This window comes from Promicromonospora sp. NPDC060204 (assembly GCF_042728455.1).
Taxonomy (GTDB): domain Bacteria; phylum Actinomycetota; class Actinomycetes; order Actinomycetales; family Cellulomonadaceae; genus Promicromonospora.
Genome location: NZ_JBHWZO010000133.1, coordinates 1 through 17,181 on the forward strand (window position 1 = coordinate 1; position 17,181 = coordinate 17,181).

The window sequence follows — 17,181 nt, forward strand, 5'->3', positions numbered from 1 at the left end:
GGCCGGGAGATCCGGCCGGGCCCGCGGTGTGTCAGACGGTGTCCGACGCCGCGTACGGCGCCGTCAGACGGTCGTCTCAGACGGTCATGGGTGACGTGAACCGCACCGGCAGCCTGCGCGGGTAGCGCGACCACGGCGAGACCGACATCTGGATCGAGTCGTACGCCACCGTCAGCTCCATGTCGAGGATGCGGCGCAGCAGGGTGTCCACGGCGATGCGGCCGATGAGCGGGCCGATGCGGTGGGCCGGGCAGGAGTGCGCGCCCGCGCCCCACGTGAGGTGGAACCGGCTGCCCAGCTCCTCCCACGGGTCGTCCGTGCGGATGGCCCGGTCGGCGTTCGCCGCAGCCACCGCGGGGACGAGGGCGTCGCCGAGCGCGATCCGGCGTCCGCCCAGCTCGCAGTCCTGCCGCGCGAAGCGGGGCAGCACGTGCGGCGCCGGCGGATGACGCCGCGAGACCTCGTCCAGCGCGTCGTCGAGGTCGAGCCGGCCACGACGCACGCGGGCCGCGAACGCCGGGTCGGTCAAGATCATGTGCAGGGTGCTCGCGATCCAGGCGATCTCGGCGTCGTGCCCCAGGCTGAACATCACGCCGATCGAGGCCATGACCTCGACGTCGTTCGCGTGGTTGGGGTGGTTCACCAGGGCCGTGGTCAGGTCCTCGCCGGGCTCGGCGCGGTGGGTCGCCACGAGCACCGCGAGCAGCGACTCCTGCTCCATCGCCGCCGCACGGGCCTTCTCCTTGCCCGCGTACAGGGCCTCGGTGAGCTCGTGCATCTTGTTCCCGTCGGACAGGCTCATGCCGAACATCTCGGTCATGACCATGACGGGGACCGCCACCGCGTAGTCCTTCACCAGGTCCGCCTCGCCACGCGGCATGAGGCGGTCGATGATCGCCTCGCACGTCACCGCGACCGTGCGGGCCAGGCGCTTCTCGTCGACGCCGCCGAGCGCGTCGTCGAGCGGGGCGCGCAGCCGGCGCTGCTGCATCCCGTCCAGGAAGTACGCGTTCTCGCGGGGCGCCAGCGCCGCGAACACGCCCGAGTCAGCGGGCAGGGAACGCTCCTGGACGTACCGCCAGTTGCGCGAGTTGCGCGAGAACAGCAGCTCGTTGCGCATCACGCTGCTCGCCTCGTCGTACCCGAGGACGAGCCAGGCGGGCACCCCCGGCTCCAGGTCCATGGGCGCCACCGGGCCCCATTCGTCCCGCAGCCGCTCGTAGAGCTTGTGCGGGTCGCGCGCGGTCGTGATGTCCGACAGCTGCATCCGGTCCGGAATGTCTTCCAACCGCCGATGCAGTCTGTTGGCCAACGTCACGCGTTGACCTTCTGGAAGACCGGGAAGGTCATCGCGTGCTCGACCAGGGTGATCAGGGTCAGCACGGCCGACTGCCGGTCCCGCGCGTCGCACTCGACGATGGGCGTCTCCGGCAGCAGGTCCAGCGCCGCGCGGACCCGCTCCAGCGGGTAGTCCGGCGAGTCCGGGAACTGGTTGACGACCACCGCGAACGGGATCTTGGTGCGCAGCTCCAGCTGGTCCAGCACCTCGAAGCTGTCCTCGAGGTGCCGGGTGTCGATCATGACGAGCGCGCCGACGGCGCCGTCCGCCAGACCGGACCACAGGTCCCAGAAGCGGCGCTGGCCCGGGGTGCCGAACAGGTAGAGCGCGATGTCCTCGGTCACGGTGATGCGACCGAAGTCCATCGCGACCGTCGTCGTCTCCTTGTTCGGCTGCCCCGGGTCGATGCCCACGCTCGCCGTCGTGATGCGTTCCTCGGTACGCAGCGGCTCGATCTCGCTGACCGCACCGATCAGCGTCGTCTTGCCCACCCCGAAGGCACCCACGACAAGGATCTTGACCGACCGCGCGACAGTCGGTGCAAGGTGCTGTCCGGGCACGGTGCGGTCAGAGCTTGCGGAGTCCATCGAGAATCTTCTCCAGGATGTCCTTGCCGGGCAGGACGTGCGCTTGATGGTTGGAACGAATAGTCAGGTTTCCCGTGTCGACCAGGTCCGAGACCATGACCGCCACGAGACTTACCGGTAGCTGCAGGTACGCCGCCACCTCGGCCAGCGCGAGCGTGCCGTGGCACAGCTGCACCAGCTCACGCTCCAGCCGGCCCGCCGTCGAGAGCACGGGCCGGCTCTCGACGGCGCGGACGAGCGTCTCCGGTCGCAGCGTGTTGCGCGACGGGTGTGCACGTCCCGAGGTGAGCACGTACGAGCGCACCGGGTGATCGCGGTACTCCTCGGAGTCCATCCCCTCGCCCCCTGTTGGTCGGTCAGGTATCGGTCGAGCTGGTGGTGCCTGAAACTGCCGGGCCCCGAGGGGCCCGGGTACTGCTTTCCATGACGACGCCGGAGGCGGGATCAGCTGTTGATCCGGTCCGTGCCCAGCGTGCGCTCCCCGATCATGAGCACCTGGGCCTGCATCTGCTGGGCAATCAGCGCCGGGTCGATCACCGTGTCCGTGATGACCGCCAGGCGGGAGCCGTCGCCGGCCCCCCGGACGAACAGGAAGCCGCCGTCGAACTCCACCATCACCTGGCGGATCGTGTCGCTGTTCCCGAACTCCCGGCTCATTCCGATCCCCAGCGCCGCCAGTCCGGCGCAAGCCGCCGAGACCTTGTCGGCCACGTCGAGCGGGGTCTGGTCGGTCCGAACCTTCATCAGCCCGTCCGAGGTGAGCACGACTACATGCTTGACCCCCCGTACACCACTGATGAGCTCGAGCATCCAGCTGTTGCCGTCGGTGCTCGTCATGCCGTCGGCCTGCGTAGTCATCGGTCCTCCGAAGTTCCGCCGGCGCCAGCCGGCGGTTCGCTGCTGTCTGGTGAGTCCCCGAACCGCGCCTCGCTGGAGCTGAAGAAGGCGCCCATCCACTCACCGGCCTCCTCGGCCGTCTGGGCGGGACCGGTGTCCTCGGTACGAGGCTCCGGCCTGGGCTCGGCCCGGTCGGTGGGCACGTCAGCCTCTCCACGGCGTGACCGCCGCTGCGGGAGCGCAGCCGGCTCAGGGAACTCGTCATCCTCAGGGCGGGCTCGCCCAGGGCGTAGGGGAAGCTCACCGGGGGCCTTCACGTGAGCACCGGCCACGGGCGTCTCCTCCTCGTCCTCGACCACGTCGCCGGGCACGCTCAGCGGCTCGACGGGTAGCACGGTCGCGGCGTCGGGCGCCGCAGGGGCTGGCCACTCGTCGTCCTCGGCGGGCTTCGCCGTGGGCAGCTCGCGCGGGAGCGGTGCCTCCACGACGGCGGTGGCGGCTCGGCTCGACGCGAGCGCCGCGACGCCGGTGGACGGGACGTTGGCGCTCGGCAGCGTGGCGGCGGGCGTCAGCATGCCCGACGGCACCACGGCCTCGGTGAGCTCGGCCGGGATCATGACGATCGCGCGGAGACCGCCGTAGACGGACTCGGTGACGTCCACGCGGAAGCCGTGGCGGCGGGCGTAGGTACCGACCACCGCGAGGCCCGTCTGCGGGATCTCGCCCAGCTCGGTGATGCTGATCTCGCGCTTGCCGGAGGCGATGTCGCGCGCCTGCTCGAGCTGCTTGAGGTCGAGGCCCACACCGCAGTCGTCGATCTCGACGACCGCGCCGCGCTGCACCTGGCGCAGGGCGACGAGGACCTGCGTGGTGGGCGGCGAGGACTGCGTGGCGTTGGACAGCAGCTCGGCCACGAGGTGGATGAGCGGCTCCACGATGCGCGCCGAGACGGCGACGCCGGGGTCGCCCGACACCTCGACCCGGTGGAACGCGGTGATGCGGCTGGCGGCGCCCTTGACGACGTCGGGCAGCGGGAGCGGCTCGCTCCACTGCTGGCCCGGCCACTCGCCGCACAGGGCCGCGAGGCTCTGGGCCTGGCGGGCCTGCTGGGCCGCCGCGTGGTCGACGCGCATGGAGGTCTGCAGGATGTCCGCGTCGGTGGGGTGGCGCTGCACCATGCGCGCCGCCTCCTCCTGGATGCGGTGCGCGGCGGCCTGGACCTTGCGGCTCAGGGCCACCACGGCGACCTGGACCGCGTCGCGGCGGGCCACCCGCTCCTCCTGGACGCGGGCCAGCATGCCGGCCGCCTCGTCCAGGCGCGCCTGGGCCCGGGCGTCGCCCGGCAGGTGCGGCAGGGGCGGGGCGGGCTCGCTGTCGAGGAACGCGGGGAGCTGCTCCTTCGCCAGGGCGTCGAGGGCCGCGGAAGCCGCGTCGGCGCGCTCCTCGGCCCGGCGGTAGGCGAGGAGCAGGTCCTCGTGGGAGGCGAGGTCGTCACGGGAGGACCGCGCGGCGATCAGCGCTGCCGCCACGGCGAGCCCGACGGCAGCGACGCCGACGAGCCAGGCGGGCCACGTGGAGCTGGCCCCGGTGGCGGTGAACAGGACGGGTGCCACGAGGACGTAGGCGAGCACACCGGCGACGCACACCCAGGGCGCGACCTGGCGCAGCCTGCTGGGCGGAGGAGAAGAAGACATCGAGCTCACCGAGCCGATCCCCCTAGTAGTTGTGTCGTCAGAGTTCGGGTGGTCCGGACAGGGCGGATACCGCGACCTGGACGTCGAACTCGGCTGAAGAGGGCGAACAACCCCCTGGAGTGCAGTTTCTACCACAGGGCGTCCCACACGTGGAAGGGCACGGCCGTGGTGCGAACTGCGAAAATATGTGCCAGTGAGGAATGGGGAGAGCCCATGGCCGGGTAACCCCCCAAACCAGCAAAAAACGGGCGCATTCGCTTCTGGCGTACGGCAAGCGGGCTCTCCGCCGACGACGCCCGCGACCGGCCGCGTAGGGTGCTCGTCATGAGCGCCGAGCACACCCAGACCGACCCCCGAACCGCTCTCCCCGACACTCCCCTGGACCCCGCGACCGACCCGTTCGCGTGGCTCGAGGACGTCGAGGGCGAGACCGCCCTGGACTGGGTCCGCGAGCGCAACGCGCACAGCGCCGCAGTGCTCGGCGGCGACCTCTTCACGGCTGTCGAGGGCCAGGTCCGCGAGGTCCTCGACTCGGACGACAAGATCCCGCACGTCTCGAAGGTGGGCGAGCACTACTACAACTTCTGGCAGGACGCCGAGCACCAGCGCGGCCTGTGGCGCCGCACCACGCTCGACTCCTACCGCACCGACCACCCCGAGTGGGAGACGGTGCTCGATCTCGACGCGCTCGGCGAGCAGGAGGGCGAGAGCTGGGTCTGGCACGGCGCGAGCGTGCTGCGCCCGACGCCGGAGCAGCTCGCCGCGGGCGAGCCCCGCCGGCACGCGCTCGTCGACCTGTCGCCCGGCGGCTCCGACTCCGACGTGACGCGCGAGTTCGACCTGGTGACCAAGCAGTTCGTGGCGCCCGAGGACGGCGGGTTCGTCCGCGCCGAGGCCAAGGGCGGGCTGTCCTGGGTCGACGCGGACACGGTCTACGTGTTCACGGACTTCGGGGCCGGAACGATGACGCCGTCGGGCTACCCGCGGCAGGTGAAGCGGTGGACGCGCGGCACCCCGCTGGCGGAGGCGACCCTCGTGTACGAGGGCACCGAGCAGGACATGTACATCAGCGCGTCCCGCTCGCACACCCCGGGCTTCGAGCGCGACCTGGTGCACCGCGCGCTGCGCTTCTACGCCAACGAGACGTACCTGGCCACCGGCGTCGGCACGGACGAGCAGACCCTCACGAAGATCGACGTCCCGGACTCGGCGAACGTCGGCCTGCACCGCGAGTGGATGCTGGTGCGGCTGCGCGACGACTGGACGCCGTCCGGCACGACGTACCGCGCCGGCTCGCTGCTCGCCGCCCCGTTCGACGACTTCATGGCGGGGTCCCGCGACCTGACGGTCCTGTTCGAGCCGACGCCGACGACGTCGCTCGCCGGGACCACCTGGACGCGCCACCACCTCGTGGTCAACGTGCTCGACGACGTGAAGAACCTGGTGCACGTGCTGACGCCGCCCGATCTGGCCGACGGCGGCTCGCCCGCGGGCGCCGCGTGGGTGCGCTCCGACCTCCCGGTGGGCGGCGAGCTGCTCACGGTGGGCGTCGGCGCGGTGGACGTCGTCGACTCCGACGACGTCTGGGTGGTCACCACGGGGTACCTGACGCCGTCGACGTTGGGCCTGACCACCGTGGGCGCGGCGCAGGACGCGCCGGAGGTGCTCAAGTCGGCGCCGTCGTACTTCGAGGCGGCGGGCCTGGAGGTGCGCCAGGAGTTCACGGTGTCGGACGACGGCACGCGCGTCCCGTACTTCGTCGTCGGCCGGGCGGACCTGGTCTCGGGCGAGGCCGGTCCGGCCCCGACGCTGCTGTGGGGCTACGGCGGGTTCGAGCACGCGATCCTGCCCGGGTACTCGGGCACGATCGGACGGGCGTGGCTGGACCGCGGCGGTGTGTACGCCGTGGCGAACATCCGCGGCGGCGGCGAGTACGGCCCGGCCTGGCACCAGGCCGCGCTGAAGGCGAACCGGCACCGGGCCTACGAGGACTTCGCGGCCGTGGCGCGCGACCTGGTGGCACGCGGCATCACCTCGCCCGAGCGTCTCGGGATGGAGGGCCGCTCCAACGGCGGGCTGCTGGCGGGCAACATGCTCACGCAGTACCCGGAGCTGTTCGGCGCGATCATCGTGGGCGTGCCGCTGCTGGACATGAAGCGGTACTCGCACCTGCTGGCGGGCGCGTCGTGGATGGCCGAGTACGGCGACCCGGACACCGCCGACTGGGAGTTCGTGCGGACGTTCTCTCCGTACCACCTGTTCGACGCGGCGCGGGAGTACCCGCCGGTGCTGTTCACCACGTCGACCAAGGACGACCGCGTGCACCCGGGCCACGCCCGCAAGATGGCGGCGCTCATGCTGGCCGCGGGCAAGGACGTGACGTACTACGAGAACATCGAGGGCGGCCACGGCGGCGCGGCCGACAACGCGCAGGCGGCGTACATGGCGGCGACGCACTGGACGTTCCTGTGGAACCGCCTGTCCGACTGACTCCCCCGTCAGCGTTCGCCGAGTCAGCGGGTTGGTCGGACCACCCGGCTGACTCGGCAGATCGAGCATGGCGAGTCAGTGGGCTGGTTACGGGATGTGTCGACGTCGGCCGTCGACCAGCGACCGGCGGAGAGTGACGTCGAGGGCCTCCGGGTCGATCGCGTCCGGCCACGCGAGGTCGACCATCCACCATCCGGCCTCCGCGAGCGCCTGGGTGCGCGCCGACTGCTCGCTCCTCCGGACCTCCGGGTCGCCGAACTCCCCGCCGGAGTACTTCACCGCCCCGTTGAACTCGAAGCCGATCTTGAGATCGGTCCATCCGGAGTCCACCCAGCAGACGCCACGCCGCGTCGGCACGGGGATCTGTGTCGCCAACCCCTGGGGGCGGAGCCGCCGGGCCGCCTGGTGGACCAGCACCTCGCCGGGCGATCCGCACCCGGGGTCGACGGCCTCGACGACCGCCCGCGCCGTCACGATGCCCCGCGCGCCGACCGACGTGCGGAGGAGCTCGCCGACCATGGCCGGGTCGGCTCCGCGGCGGAACGCGGACGTCGCCAGCACCAGCCCGCTCTCGAAGCGCAGGAAGCGGGCGCAGTCGGTGACGGTCCGCTCGAGCGTCGTCACGGGGACCTGCCCGACGACGGTCCGGTGGCGCTGGTCCAGCTTCTTCCAGTGCTTGCGCACGTCATCGGCCTTCGCTCGGGCGATGTGCGGTTTGCCGGCGTAGGTGACGTGCACCGTGTCGGGGACGTCGAAGAGCCAGCACCCGTGCAGCAGGGCCGCCGTCGTGTGGCTGAAGCACAGGTTCGTGTCCGAGGCCTCGACCACCCCGCGGACCCGGCGCAGCGCCGTGGTCTCGCGATCAGGAGCGGTACGTCCGGTCGGGACGTGCGGAGGCAGGTAGACGCCGCGCCGCAGTCGTTCGATCCGGCCCGCCCGGGCGTCCTCGGCCAGCACCCTGCGCTCCTCGCGCCGGAAGGGCAGCGCCTCGGGAACGGCCGGGGCCTCCGCACGGTCCGCCGAGAACAGGCGTGAGGTCGGGTCGGTCCCGTCGCGCTGGGCTCGCTGCCAGCGGGCGATGCGCTCCAGGGACTGGGTGAGTTCAGCAGACAGCTTCACCGACTCATCATTGCGGTCTTTCGCCAGCAATGATGATCACCAATGATCAACCTGTGGATAACCCGACGACATCGGCCACAAACCACCCAGCTGACTCGGCATCCTCACCTCGCCGAGTCAGCCAGCTGGTCGGACCAACCGACTGACTCGGCATCCGCCCGTTGGCGAGTCAGGTGGGTGGTCCGACCAGATGGCTGACTCGGCGAATTGGCGGGGCGAGTCAGTCGGGTGGTCGGCGGAGAGCTGGTCAGCGGGGTGGTGGTGGGGCGGTCAGGCCTCGGCTTTTTCTGCCAGGGCCTCCGCGACGCGGCCCAGGTTGGCCAGCTCCGTGCGGTGCGCGTCCGTCGAGCCGAGCTGCCGGCGCGGGGCGGCCAGCAGCGTGACGTCGGCGAGCTGCGCGGCGGGCAGACCGATACGCCGCCACGGCACCCCGACCATGTCGGCGAGCTCGCCGAGCGCCGGACCCGCGCACTGCGAGACCTGCGCGGGCGGCAGCCCCGCCCACAACCCGGTGCCCCGCTCGACGGCGCGCGCGATCAGCTCCCAGGCCTTCTCGTTCCAGCCGCCCGGGCCGACGTCGGCCAGGTCGAGCCCCAGCGCGTCCGCCCCGGCGAGCACGACCGGCGGCACCCCCACCCAGGTGCTGCCGAGGTGCACCACGGAGCGGGCGCCGACGTCGCGCACCGCCGCGAGCACCGGCTCCAGCCCGCCCACGATCTCGGGCCCCGCCACGGCCCGCAGGCGCGAGAACCCGGAGAACGTCGGCAGCACGCCCGCGTGCACCTGGCCGAGCAGCGGTTCCGCGAGCTGCACCGTCACCTCGGCGCCGGGCACCTGGGACACGATGTCGGACACCAGCGTGCGCAGACCGTCGGCGAGCCCGAGCGCCAGGTCGGCGCGGGCCCCGGTGTCCGCCAGGACGCGGTCCCCGCGGGCCGACCAGAGCTGGGCCGCCAGCGTCCACGGCCCCAGCACCTCGACCGTGAACGCTCCGGTGTAGCCGTGCGCCGCGATGGCGAGCGCGCCGAGGTCCTCGCGCCAGAACCCCTCCGCACGCCGCGCGTCCGCGCCGGGGCGCTCCGTGAGCTTCCAGCCGTGCGGGCCGAGCTCGACGGGCATCTCGGTCAGGAGCGACGCCGTGTGCCCCAGCGGGTCCGCGCCCGGGCCGCGCTGCGTGAGCTGCGTCAGGAACGGCACCGCGTCGACGCCGGTCGGGAGCTCCGCGAGCTCGCCCAGCGCCGTCAGCTGCGCCTCGAGCACGTCGCGCTCGCCGCCGGGCCAGGGCCCGTGCCCGCTCACCGCAGTCATCGGCTCTCCTCGTTCAGGGGTGGTCCCCGCGTCGTCCGACGCCGGGCCGCGGCCGGGGCGCGTCGCCGCGCCGCCGTCCGCCGTGGTGCCGATTCTCCCGGACGAGACGCCGTGCCGGGTACCTCCCGGACGACGGCCCGCCTGCTATCGAGCGGCGGCAGCCCGCCAGGCGCGCGAGACGGTCGCCTGACCCAGCACTCGTGTGCCGCGGTAGACCACGACCGACTGGCCGGCCGCGACCCCGCGCAGGGGCGTGCCGGTCAGCTCGACCTCCAGCGCCGGCCCGGAGCCGTCCGTGCCGGACACGTCCGGGCCGGAGCCGTCCGGACCAAACGTGCCCGCCCCGCCCTCGACCGCGCGCACCCGCGCCGGGACCGGCGCCCCGTGCGCGCGCACCTGCACCTCGGCGTCGAACCACCCGTCCGGCTCGTGCTCCAGCACGCCGTCGAACCACAGGGCCTTCTCCCCCGCGATCCGGTCCACGCTCAGCAGCTCCGCCGGCCCCACGACCACGGTGTTCGTCGCGGGCTGCACGTCCACGACGTACCGCGCCTTCCCGTCCGCGGCTGGGCGGCCGAGGGCCAGCCCGCGCCGCTGGCCCACCGTGAACGCGTAGGCGCCGTCGTGCTCGCCCACCACCGCGCCGTCGACGTCCACCACCTCGCCCGGGCGCGACCCCAGGCGGGACTGGAGGAAGCCGCGGGTGTCGCCGTCGGCCACGAAGCAGATGTCGTAGGAGTCGGGCTTCGCGGAGACCGACAGGCCGCGGCGCGCGGCTTCGGCCCGCACCTCGTCCTTGGACGCGAACCCGCCCAGCGGGAACATCGCCCGCGCCAGCCGCTCCGGGCCGGCGACGGCCAGCACGTAGGACTGGTCCTTGGCATCGTTCGGCGAGCGGTGCAGCTCGCGCACGGTGCGCGCGCCGCCGTCCGCCTCCGTGCCCGACGCCGCGACCTCCCGGGTGACGATCTGCGCGTAGTGGCCCGTCGCGACGGCGTCGAACCCGAGGGCCGTCGCCTTGTCGAGCAGGGCCTCGAACTTGATGTGCTCGTTGCAGCGCACGCACGGGTTGGGGGTGCGGCCGGCCTCGTACTCCGACAGGAAGTCGGCCACGACCGTGTCCTCGAACCGCTCGGACAGGTCCCACACGTAGTACGGGATGCCGAGCACGTCGGCGGCCCGGCGGGCATCACCGGCGTCCTCGATGGAGCAGCAGCCACGCGAGCCCGTGCGGAACTGGTCGCGGTTGCGGGACAGCGCCATGTGCACGCCCACGACGTCGTGCCCCGCCTCGACGGCGAGCGCGGCCGCGACCGCGGAGTCCACGCCGCCCGACATGGCGGCCAGCACCCTCACGACGCACCGCCCAGCGCGCGGCCCGACACCAGGCCGGCGGCCTGCGCCCGGGCGACGACCTGCGGCAGCGCGGCCACGAGGCGGTCGACGTCGGACTCGGTGGACGTCGCCCCGAGCGTGAAGCGCAGGGCACCGCGGGCCTCGGCCTCGGGCACGCCCATCGCGAGCAGCACGTGCGACGGCTGCGGCACGCCCGCCTGGCAGGCCGAGCCGGTGGACGCCTGCACGCCCGCGGAGTCCAGCAGGTAGAGCAGCGAGTCGCCCTCGGCGCCGGGGAACGTGAAGTGCGCGTTCCCGGGAAGCCGGTCGCCCGACGCCGGGTCCGGGCCGCGCAGCACCGCGGACGGCGCGGCGACGCTCACCCGGGCGACGAGCGCGTCGCGCAGCGCGCGCAGGCGCGCGGCCCGCTGGGGCAGGCACTCGACGGCGTGGCGCGCGGCGACCCCGAAGGCCGCGATCGAGGCGGCGTCGAGCGTGCCCGAGCGCACGCCGCGCTCCTGGCCGCCGCCGTGCAGCACGGCGTCGAGCGCGAGGTCCCGGCGGGCGAGCAGCGCGCCCACGCCGACGGGGCCGCCCAGCTTGTGGGCGGAGACGGTCATGGCGTCCACGCCGGACTCCGCGAAGTCCACCGGGGACTGGCCGACCGCCTGCACGGCGTCGGTGTGCACGGGGATGCCGTAGGGGCGCGCGGCGCGCACCACGTCGCGGACCGGCTGGAGGGTGCCCACCTCGTTGTTGGCCCACATGACGCTGATCAGCGCCGTCTCGGCGGCGTGGGCGGCGAGCTCGGCGCGCAGGGCGTCCAGGTCGAGCCGGCCCTCGGCGTCGACGGGCAGCAGCACGATCTCCGCGCCCGCGTGGCCCGCCAGCCAGAACGCGGGGTCGAGCACCGCGTGGTGCTCGACGGCGGAGACGAGCACGCGGGTGCGGCGCGTGTCCTGCGCCCGGCGCCCCCAGAAGATGCCCTTGATCGCCAGGTTGTCCGACTCGGTGCCGCCCGACGTGAAGATGACCTCGCTGGGCCGCGCGCCCAGGGCCTTCGCCAGCGTCTCCCGCGCTTCCTCGACGGCGCGCCGCGACGTGCGGCCCGCCGAGTGCAGGGACGACGCGTTGCCCGTGCGCTGCGCCTCCGCGACGTACGCCGCGAGCGCCGCGGCCGACATCGGCGTGGTCGCGGCGTGGTCGAGGTACGCCCCGTCGGGCTCGCGGGTGGGCTCGCCGTGGGCGCCGCTCGCCGTCAGGGGCGTGCGCACCGGGCCAGGGGGCGGAGTGGTCACGATCATCAAGTCTACGAACGCATCCGGGCCGGGAACGCTTCCCGGGGTGTGAGCCGCGCGATGCTCACTCCCGGGGGAACACGTGGGTCAGGTCCGTCTCCCACCGGTCCAGGGCGCCCGCGGGGAGCTGCCAGACGTACTCGTTCTTGAGCTTGCCGCTGTCCGTGGCGAACGGTCCGGTGCGGTGGGCGTAGAACGCGATGGTGGGCAGCGTGCCGTCCGGCGCGGTGCGGACGCCGTTGTTGAAGTCCCCGTTGCGGCGCCGCAGCTCGTCGACGACGAAGACGCGAAGCCGGTCCTGGTCCAGGGTGCCCGCCTCGGTCGCGGTCGCGCCGAGCTGGAGCGCGATGTGGAGCTGCCGGTCGCCGCGGTCGTCCTCGTAGCTGATCAGGCGGTGGTTCTCGACCGCCTCCAGCAGCTCGGGGTCGCTGTGCACCACGTCGCGCAGCGCGTCCGGCCCGATGACGGCGCCGTTGTAGTCGACGGACAGGTCGGAGCGCCCGTAGTGGAACAGCAGCGGCAGGTCGAGGAACTTCTCGGCCACGACCTCGTGGTGGCCGAGCTCCTTGAGCACCGGCAGGACGTCGCGCACGCGCGTCACGTGGCCGCGGTCGTGGATGTTGTAGCGCACGCGGGGGTTGATGTTCCGGTCGCGGGCGATGGTGACGACGAGCTCGCCGTCGTCGTTGGTCTCCAGCAGGTAGTCGAACGGGTTGAACTGGAAGATCATCGGCAGCACGCCGTACTCGCCGGTCCGCGTCAGCCGCTCGGACAGGCGCGGGTCCGCGCTGATGGCCCGGCGCAGGGCGACCGTGAAGTCGGTCTCGATGCTGAGGTTGATCTCCAGGTCGCTGGCCCCGTAGGAGCCGAAGACGCTGTGGGCGTACTTCAGGATGTGCGAGCGCATGTTCTCGCTGATGCCCTCGCCGCCGAACGCCGCGACGATGTCGTACTGCGTCCAGTCCAGCCGGTCGTCCTCGAACAGGGACTTCAGGAACGGCGGGTAGCTCGTGATGATGTACGTGTAGTCGGTCCCGAACTCCTGCATCGTGGCGATGATCTTGTCCTTGTCGGGCCCGCAGGACTTGATCATCGTGACCTCGGTGAGCGAGGCCGTGACGTTCATCCCGGTGGCCCACGCCCCGAGCGAGAACGCGTTGAGCACGAACGGCTTCTTGCGCAGGGACGACGCCGTCCGCGCGAAGCCGACCTGGAGGAGCTGGCGGGTGGCCGCGCGCTCCTCGTGGCCGCGTACCCAGCTCGTGGGCGTCCCGGAGCTCCCGGAGGACTCGTCGACGACGACGCCGCGCCGCGGCAGCGCTCCCCCGATGCAGCGCTCGGGGATGCTCCACCGCTTGACGTAGGACTCCTTGTCCATCTCCGGGATCCCCCGGAACGTCTCGGCCAGCGAGCCCGTGTGGCGCAGCCGGCTGTCGCGGCCGTGCTCGGCGAGGAACGCGCGGTAGGCGGGCACCTCGCGCGCCGCGAGGTCGAAGGTGCGCCAGGCGCGCAGCCGGCCGAGCCACCAGCGCAGCGGCTCGATGCCCGGCCCGAGCAGCAGCTTGTGCGTGTGCACGCTGTACGTCAGGGGGCGCACGACGGCGTCCACCAGGCCGACGAGGGAGAAGGCGAGCAGGCGCCTCATGCGGTCGCTCCGATCAGCATCGAGGTGGCCGGACGGCGGTGCGCCACCGGCGGGGTCTTGCTGTACCCGAACCGGAACAGCATCCAGGCCATGCGGTCGCCGCCCTCGTCGGCGGCCACCTCCCGGGCGAAGGCCTCGTGCGAGCCGGGGTTGGTGATCACCGTGCCGAACGGGTGCAGGCGCACGCCGTGGGCGGTGAGCTCCAGCCAGAGGCGCATGAAGGTGCGGCCCGCCTCGACGTGGTCGGCCGGCCGCGCGAACGGGCCCTCCAGCCAGCCGAGCTGCCGCACCCCGCGCATGGTGTTCAGGTACATCGCGCGGATCGCCCCGCCGACGACCGGCGCGTCCCACAGGCCGCGGTGGCCCATGGCGAACTTCAGCAGACCGCCGGGCATCAGCATGGCCTCGGCGCTCAGGCCGTCGGCCCGGGTACGGGCGTCGTCCTTGCTGAAGCGCAGCCAGGTCATGATCTCCTCGTAGACGGCGTCGTTGCGCAGGTCGGAGAACAGCGTGGCCTGGTTGATGTGCACCAGCCGGCGCACCGTGCCCGGCTCGGCGGTGGTACGGAACGTGTGCCCGGCCTCGCCGGCGACGGCGGTCGCGGCGGCCACGACGTCGTCGGGCACGAGCCGGGCGTCGTACGGACGGCGCGACGTCTGGCGGGACCGGAACCGCGCGAGCCGGGCGCGGGCGGCGTCGGACACGGGGCGCAGGACCAGCCGCAGCGTGCCCAGGTGGTGCAGGCGGTCGGTGCCGCCGAAGTCCATGTCGCCGTGGTCGAGGCTCTCCTCGACCCCGTACCCGAGCCCCTCGGCGACCGTGCGGAGCGACTCCAGGAAGACGCCGGCGCAGACGTGCCCGAACGGGATGCCGAACGACTCGGCGGGCAGCCCGAGGTCGAGGTCGTAGTACAGCTCGGCGGTGGCCTCGTCCACGGGCCGCAGCTTGATGGGCTGCGAGTTGTGGGGGGACGGGTAGTTGCGGGCGTCCTCGACGATGCTCAGCCACGGCTCGGTGTACGACACGACCGCAACCTAGCGCGACCAGGGCACATACCGACCGGCAAGATGTCGAACCGTTACCCGCCCACAAATGTTGAGTGCGGGGTATTTGCGCTCCCGGACGGGCTGGAAGCGCAAATACCCCGCACTCAACGGGTCGGGTCAGTGGGTCGGGTCAGTGGCGGTCGCGGTAGACCTGGACCACCGTGGGGCGCGGGCCGCGGAAGTCGCCGGTCTCGACGGTGGCGCCCGCCGCGACGTAGTCCGGGAAGTACGAGTCCGGCGCCTCGAACGAGCCGTTCTCGCCCGGGTGCTGGACGTTCACGTAGACCATGCCGTCGCGGGAGTCGACCAGCGGCCCGCAGGTCTCCGCGCCCGCGGGCACCGAGAGGAACTGCTGGACGTGGCCGCGCTCGCGGCCCGCGACCGGCACCTTGAACAGGCCGTCGCACCGGGCGATCGCCGACGAGCTGGGCTGGCCGTCCGTCGAGATCCAGAGGTTGCCCTCGGCGTCGAACGCGAGGTTGTCGGGGCACGAGATGGGCGAGACCCGGTCCTTCGGGTAGCCCGAGAAGTACGTGCCCTCGACGGCGGGGTCGCCGGCCACGAGCAGCAGGTTCCACGTGAACCGCGTGGAGGTCTGGTCGCCCGACGGGATGATCTCGACCACGTGGCCGTCGCGGTTGCCGTTGGTGGTCACACCGCCGACGACCTTGTGGGTGCGCGGGTTGGCCTCCGTGGCGCCCTCGGTCGCGTTGCCCGGGGTGCGGCCCGAGTTGTTGGTGCACGCCACGTAGATGCGGCCCGTGACGGGGCTGATCTCGACGTCCTCGGGGCGGTCCATCTTGGTGGCGCCGACCTTGTCCGCCGCGAGGCGCGTGTAGATCAGCACCTCCTCGACCGACATGCCCGGAACCTTGCTGCGGCCGTCCTTCACGAGCGGGAGCCACTCGCCGGTGCCGTCGAACGCGCCGTCGGCCGGGACCGCGCCCGAGCCGTCGATCTGGGCGGCCGGCGAGTCGCCGGTGAACTTCGCGACGAACAGGTCGCCCTCGGACAGGAGCGTCTTGTTGTGGGCGCGCGCCCCGCGGGAGTCGCCCTTCGCCACGCGGTCCTTGGAGACGAACTTGTAGACGTAGTCGAACGCCTGGTCGTCGCCCATGTACGCGACGGCGTGGCCCTTGCTCGACAGCGTGACGTTGGCGCCCTCGTGCTTGAAGCGGCCCATCGCGGTGTGCTTGACCGGCTTGGCGGTCGGGTCGTACGGGTCGAGCTCGACGATCCAGCCGAAGCGGTTGGACTCGTTCTCGTAGCCCGCGGACTGCGCGAAGCGCGGCTCGTCGGCCTCCCAGCCGTAGCTGGTGGAGGCACCGATGCCGTAGCGGGCGTCGGCGGTCGGGTTGACCCCGGCGGCCACGAAGTAGCCGTTGAAGTTCTCCTCGCCCGACAGGACGGTGCCCCACGGCGTGGTGCCGCCGGCGCAGTTGTTCATGGTGCCCAGCACGCGCCGGCCGGTGCGGTCCGCGGCGGTCTTGAGCAGGTCCGAGCCGGCGGCCGGGCCGTCGAGCACGAACTCGGTGCCCAGGTGGATGCGGCGGTTCAGCACGCTGATGCGCTGGTAGTCCCACGGCTTGCCCGTGGCGCGGCGGCGCACCTCGACGACGGCCATGCCGTGCGCCGCCCGCTCGATCGCGCGGGAGTACGCGTTCTTGGTGCGGCTGCCGTCCGCGGCGACGTCCCAGTACTTCTCCGTGGGCGGGAACATGATCTCGGCGTTGGTGTACTCCAGGTTGGAGACCAGGATGCCGCGCGTCCCGCGGTGCTTCTCGCCGGGCGTGATCGGCAGGATGTCGAGGTAGTCGCAGTTGTAGCCGAACTGCTTGGCCTGCTGCTCCGGCGACTGGTTGTTCGGGTCGAAGGTGCGGCCGCCCGGCAGGATCGGGTCGCCCCAGCGGATGATCGGGTCCCAGGTGTAGCCCTCGGGGACCACCAGCGCGTCGACGTCGACGGGCTGCGGGTCGACGGCGCCGAAGGCGAGACCCTGGCCGTGGCCGGTCCCGGGGAAACGGCCCTCGGGCAGCGTAGCGGCGGCCGCCGACGGCGCGGTCGTGCCCTGCGCGCCGATCACCACGGCGCCGGCCGCGACGGCCAGCGTGCCGAGCATCGCGCGGCGCGACAGCACCGAGCTCACGACGTCCTTGAAGTACTCGTTGGCGCTCTCGTTCGGCGCGGGGTGAAGGCACGCGTCATTGCACTTGAGGCGACAGGTGACGGGGCTGCGCTTGCCACGCGCATGCGTGTGCACCGTCAGCAGCGGGCGGTTCTCAGGGGCGATCGTCATCGGAGGCTCTCCGGTCCGAAAAGGGGGGTAGGACGCTCGTCAACCTAGGAGGAGGCGATGTCTGCCCCACGAAAGGTCCGGTACGCCCAGGTGAACGGGACGTGTCCAGCAGGTGGGTCCTCCCCGGGGCCGTGCCGAGTTCGGTCGCCTGCATCGAGACCGGTCCCACGCTGGACCGGTCTCGATG

At 72.5% G+C, this 17,181-nt stretch carries 13 protein-coding genes; 1 reads left to right on the plus strand and 12 read right to left on the minus strand.

Annotated features, from left to right (window positions below; genetic code table 11):
• Positions 1 to 76: 76 nt before the first annotated feature.
• From ACFWEJ_RS17075 to ACFWEJ_RS17095, 5 genes are all read right to left on the minus strand, one after another.
• Entirely contained in the window at positions 77 to 1,267 is a 1,191-nt protein-coding gene (locus ACFWEJ_RS17075; RefSeq protein ID WP_377230405.1) for a cytochrome P450, read from the minus strand.
• A 47-nt stretch (positions 1,268 to 1,314) separates the two neighbouring features.
• Positions 1,315 to 1,845 carry an ATP/GTP-binding protein gene (locus ACFWEJ_RS17080; protein ID WP_285107765.1) on the minus strand — a complete coding sequence of 177 codons (531 nt, stop codon included), beginning with the start codon at positions 1,843 to 1,845 and terminating at the stop codon, positions 1,315 to 1,317.
• Between the two features lie 61 nt (positions 1,846 to 1,906).
• A complete protein-coding gene (locus ACFWEJ_RS17085; RefSeq protein WP_377230406.1) occupies positions 1,907 to 2,260 on the minus strand; it encodes a DUF742 domain-containing protein in 354 nt (117 codons plus the stop codon).
• A 110-nt stretch (positions 2,261 to 2,370) separates the two neighbouring features.
• Positions 2,371 to 2,784 carry a roadblock/LC7 domain-containing protein gene (locus ACFWEJ_RS17090; RefSeq protein ID WP_377230407.1) on the minus strand — a complete coding sequence of 138 codons (414 nt, stop codon included), beginning with the start codon at positions 2,782 to 2,784 and terminating at the stop codon, positions 2,371 to 2,373.
• Positions 2,781 to 4,457 (minus strand): ATP-binding protein, encoded by a 1,677-nt coding sequence (locus tag ACFWEJ_RS17095; RefSeq protein WP_377230408.1) that lies wholly within the window; start codon positions 4,455 to 4,457, stop codon positions 2,781 to 2,783. The genes ACFWEJ_RS17090 and ACFWEJ_RS17095 overlap by 4 nt, the downstream gene beginning before the upstream one ends.
• Positions 4,458 to 4,781: 324 nt before the next feature.
• Here ACFWEJ_RS17095 and ACFWEJ_RS17100 point away from each other — a divergent pair, with 324 nt between their 5' ends.
• A complete protein-coding gene (locus tag ACFWEJ_RS17100; protein ID WP_377230409.1) occupies positions 4,782 to 6,947 on the plus strand; it encodes a prolyl oligopeptidase family protein in 2,166 nt (721 codons plus the stop codon).
• A gap of 87 nt (positions 6,948 to 7,034) precedes the next feature.
• On the opposite strand, the gene ACFWEJ_RS17105 is transcribed toward ACFWEJ_RS17100, so the two are convergent.
• The 7 genes from ACFWEJ_RS17105 to ACFWEJ_RS17135 all read right to left on the minus strand — a co-directional run bounded on the left by ACFWEJ_RS17105 (position 7,035) and on the right by ACFWEJ_RS17135 (position 16,994).
• A complete protein-coding gene (locus ACFWEJ_RS17105) occupies positions 7,035 to 8,066 on the minus strand; it encodes a hypothetical protein (RefSeq protein WP_377230410.1) in 1,032 nt (343 codons plus the stop codon).
• 270 nt (positions 8,067 to 8,336) lie between these two features.
• Positions 8,337 to 9,374 (minus strand): hypothetical protein, encoded by a 1,038-nt coding sequence (locus tag ACFWEJ_RS17110; protein WP_377230411.1) that lies wholly within the window; start codon positions 9,372 to 9,374, stop codon positions 8,337 to 8,339.
• Positions 9,375 to 9,518: 144 nt separating this feature from the next.
• Complete coding sequence (gene mnmA, locus ACFWEJ_RS17115; protein ID WP_377230412.1) at positions 9,519 to 10,730, minus strand: tRNA 2-thiouridine(34) synthase MnmA; 1,212 nt, start codon at positions 10,728 to 10,730, stop codon at positions 9,519 to 9,521.
• Positions 10,727 to 11,893, minus strand: coding sequence for a cysteine desulfurase family protein (locus ACFWEJ_RS17120; RefSeq protein WP_377230416.1), 1,167 nt, complete (start codon positions 11,891 to 11,893; stop codon positions 10,727 to 10,729). The genes mnmA and ACFWEJ_RS17120 overlap by 4 nt, the downstream gene beginning before the upstream one ends.
• Positions 11,894 to 12,071: 178 nt before the next feature.
• Positions 12,072 to 13,652 (minus strand): CoF synthetase, encoded by a 1,581-nt coding sequence (locus ACFWEJ_RS17125; RefSeq protein WP_377230413.1) that lies wholly within the window; start codon positions 13,650 to 13,652, stop codon positions 12,072 to 12,074.
• Positions 13,649 to 14,677 (minus strand): hypothetical protein, encoded by a 1,029-nt coding sequence (locus ACFWEJ_RS17130; protein ID WP_377230414.1) that lies wholly within the window; start codon positions 14,675 to 14,677, stop codon positions 13,649 to 13,651. Before ACFWEJ_RS17130 ends, ACFWEJ_RS17125 begins: the two co-directional genes overlap by 4 nt.
• A 151-nt stretch (positions 14,678 to 14,828) precedes the next feature.
• Complete coding sequence (locus ACFWEJ_RS17135) at positions 14,829 to 16,994, minus strand: PhoX family protein (RefSeq protein ID WP_377230415.1); 2,166 nt, start codon at positions 16,992 to 16,994, stop codon at positions 14,829 to 14,831.
• Between the last annotated feature and the right edge of the window lie 187 nt (positions 16,995 to 17,181).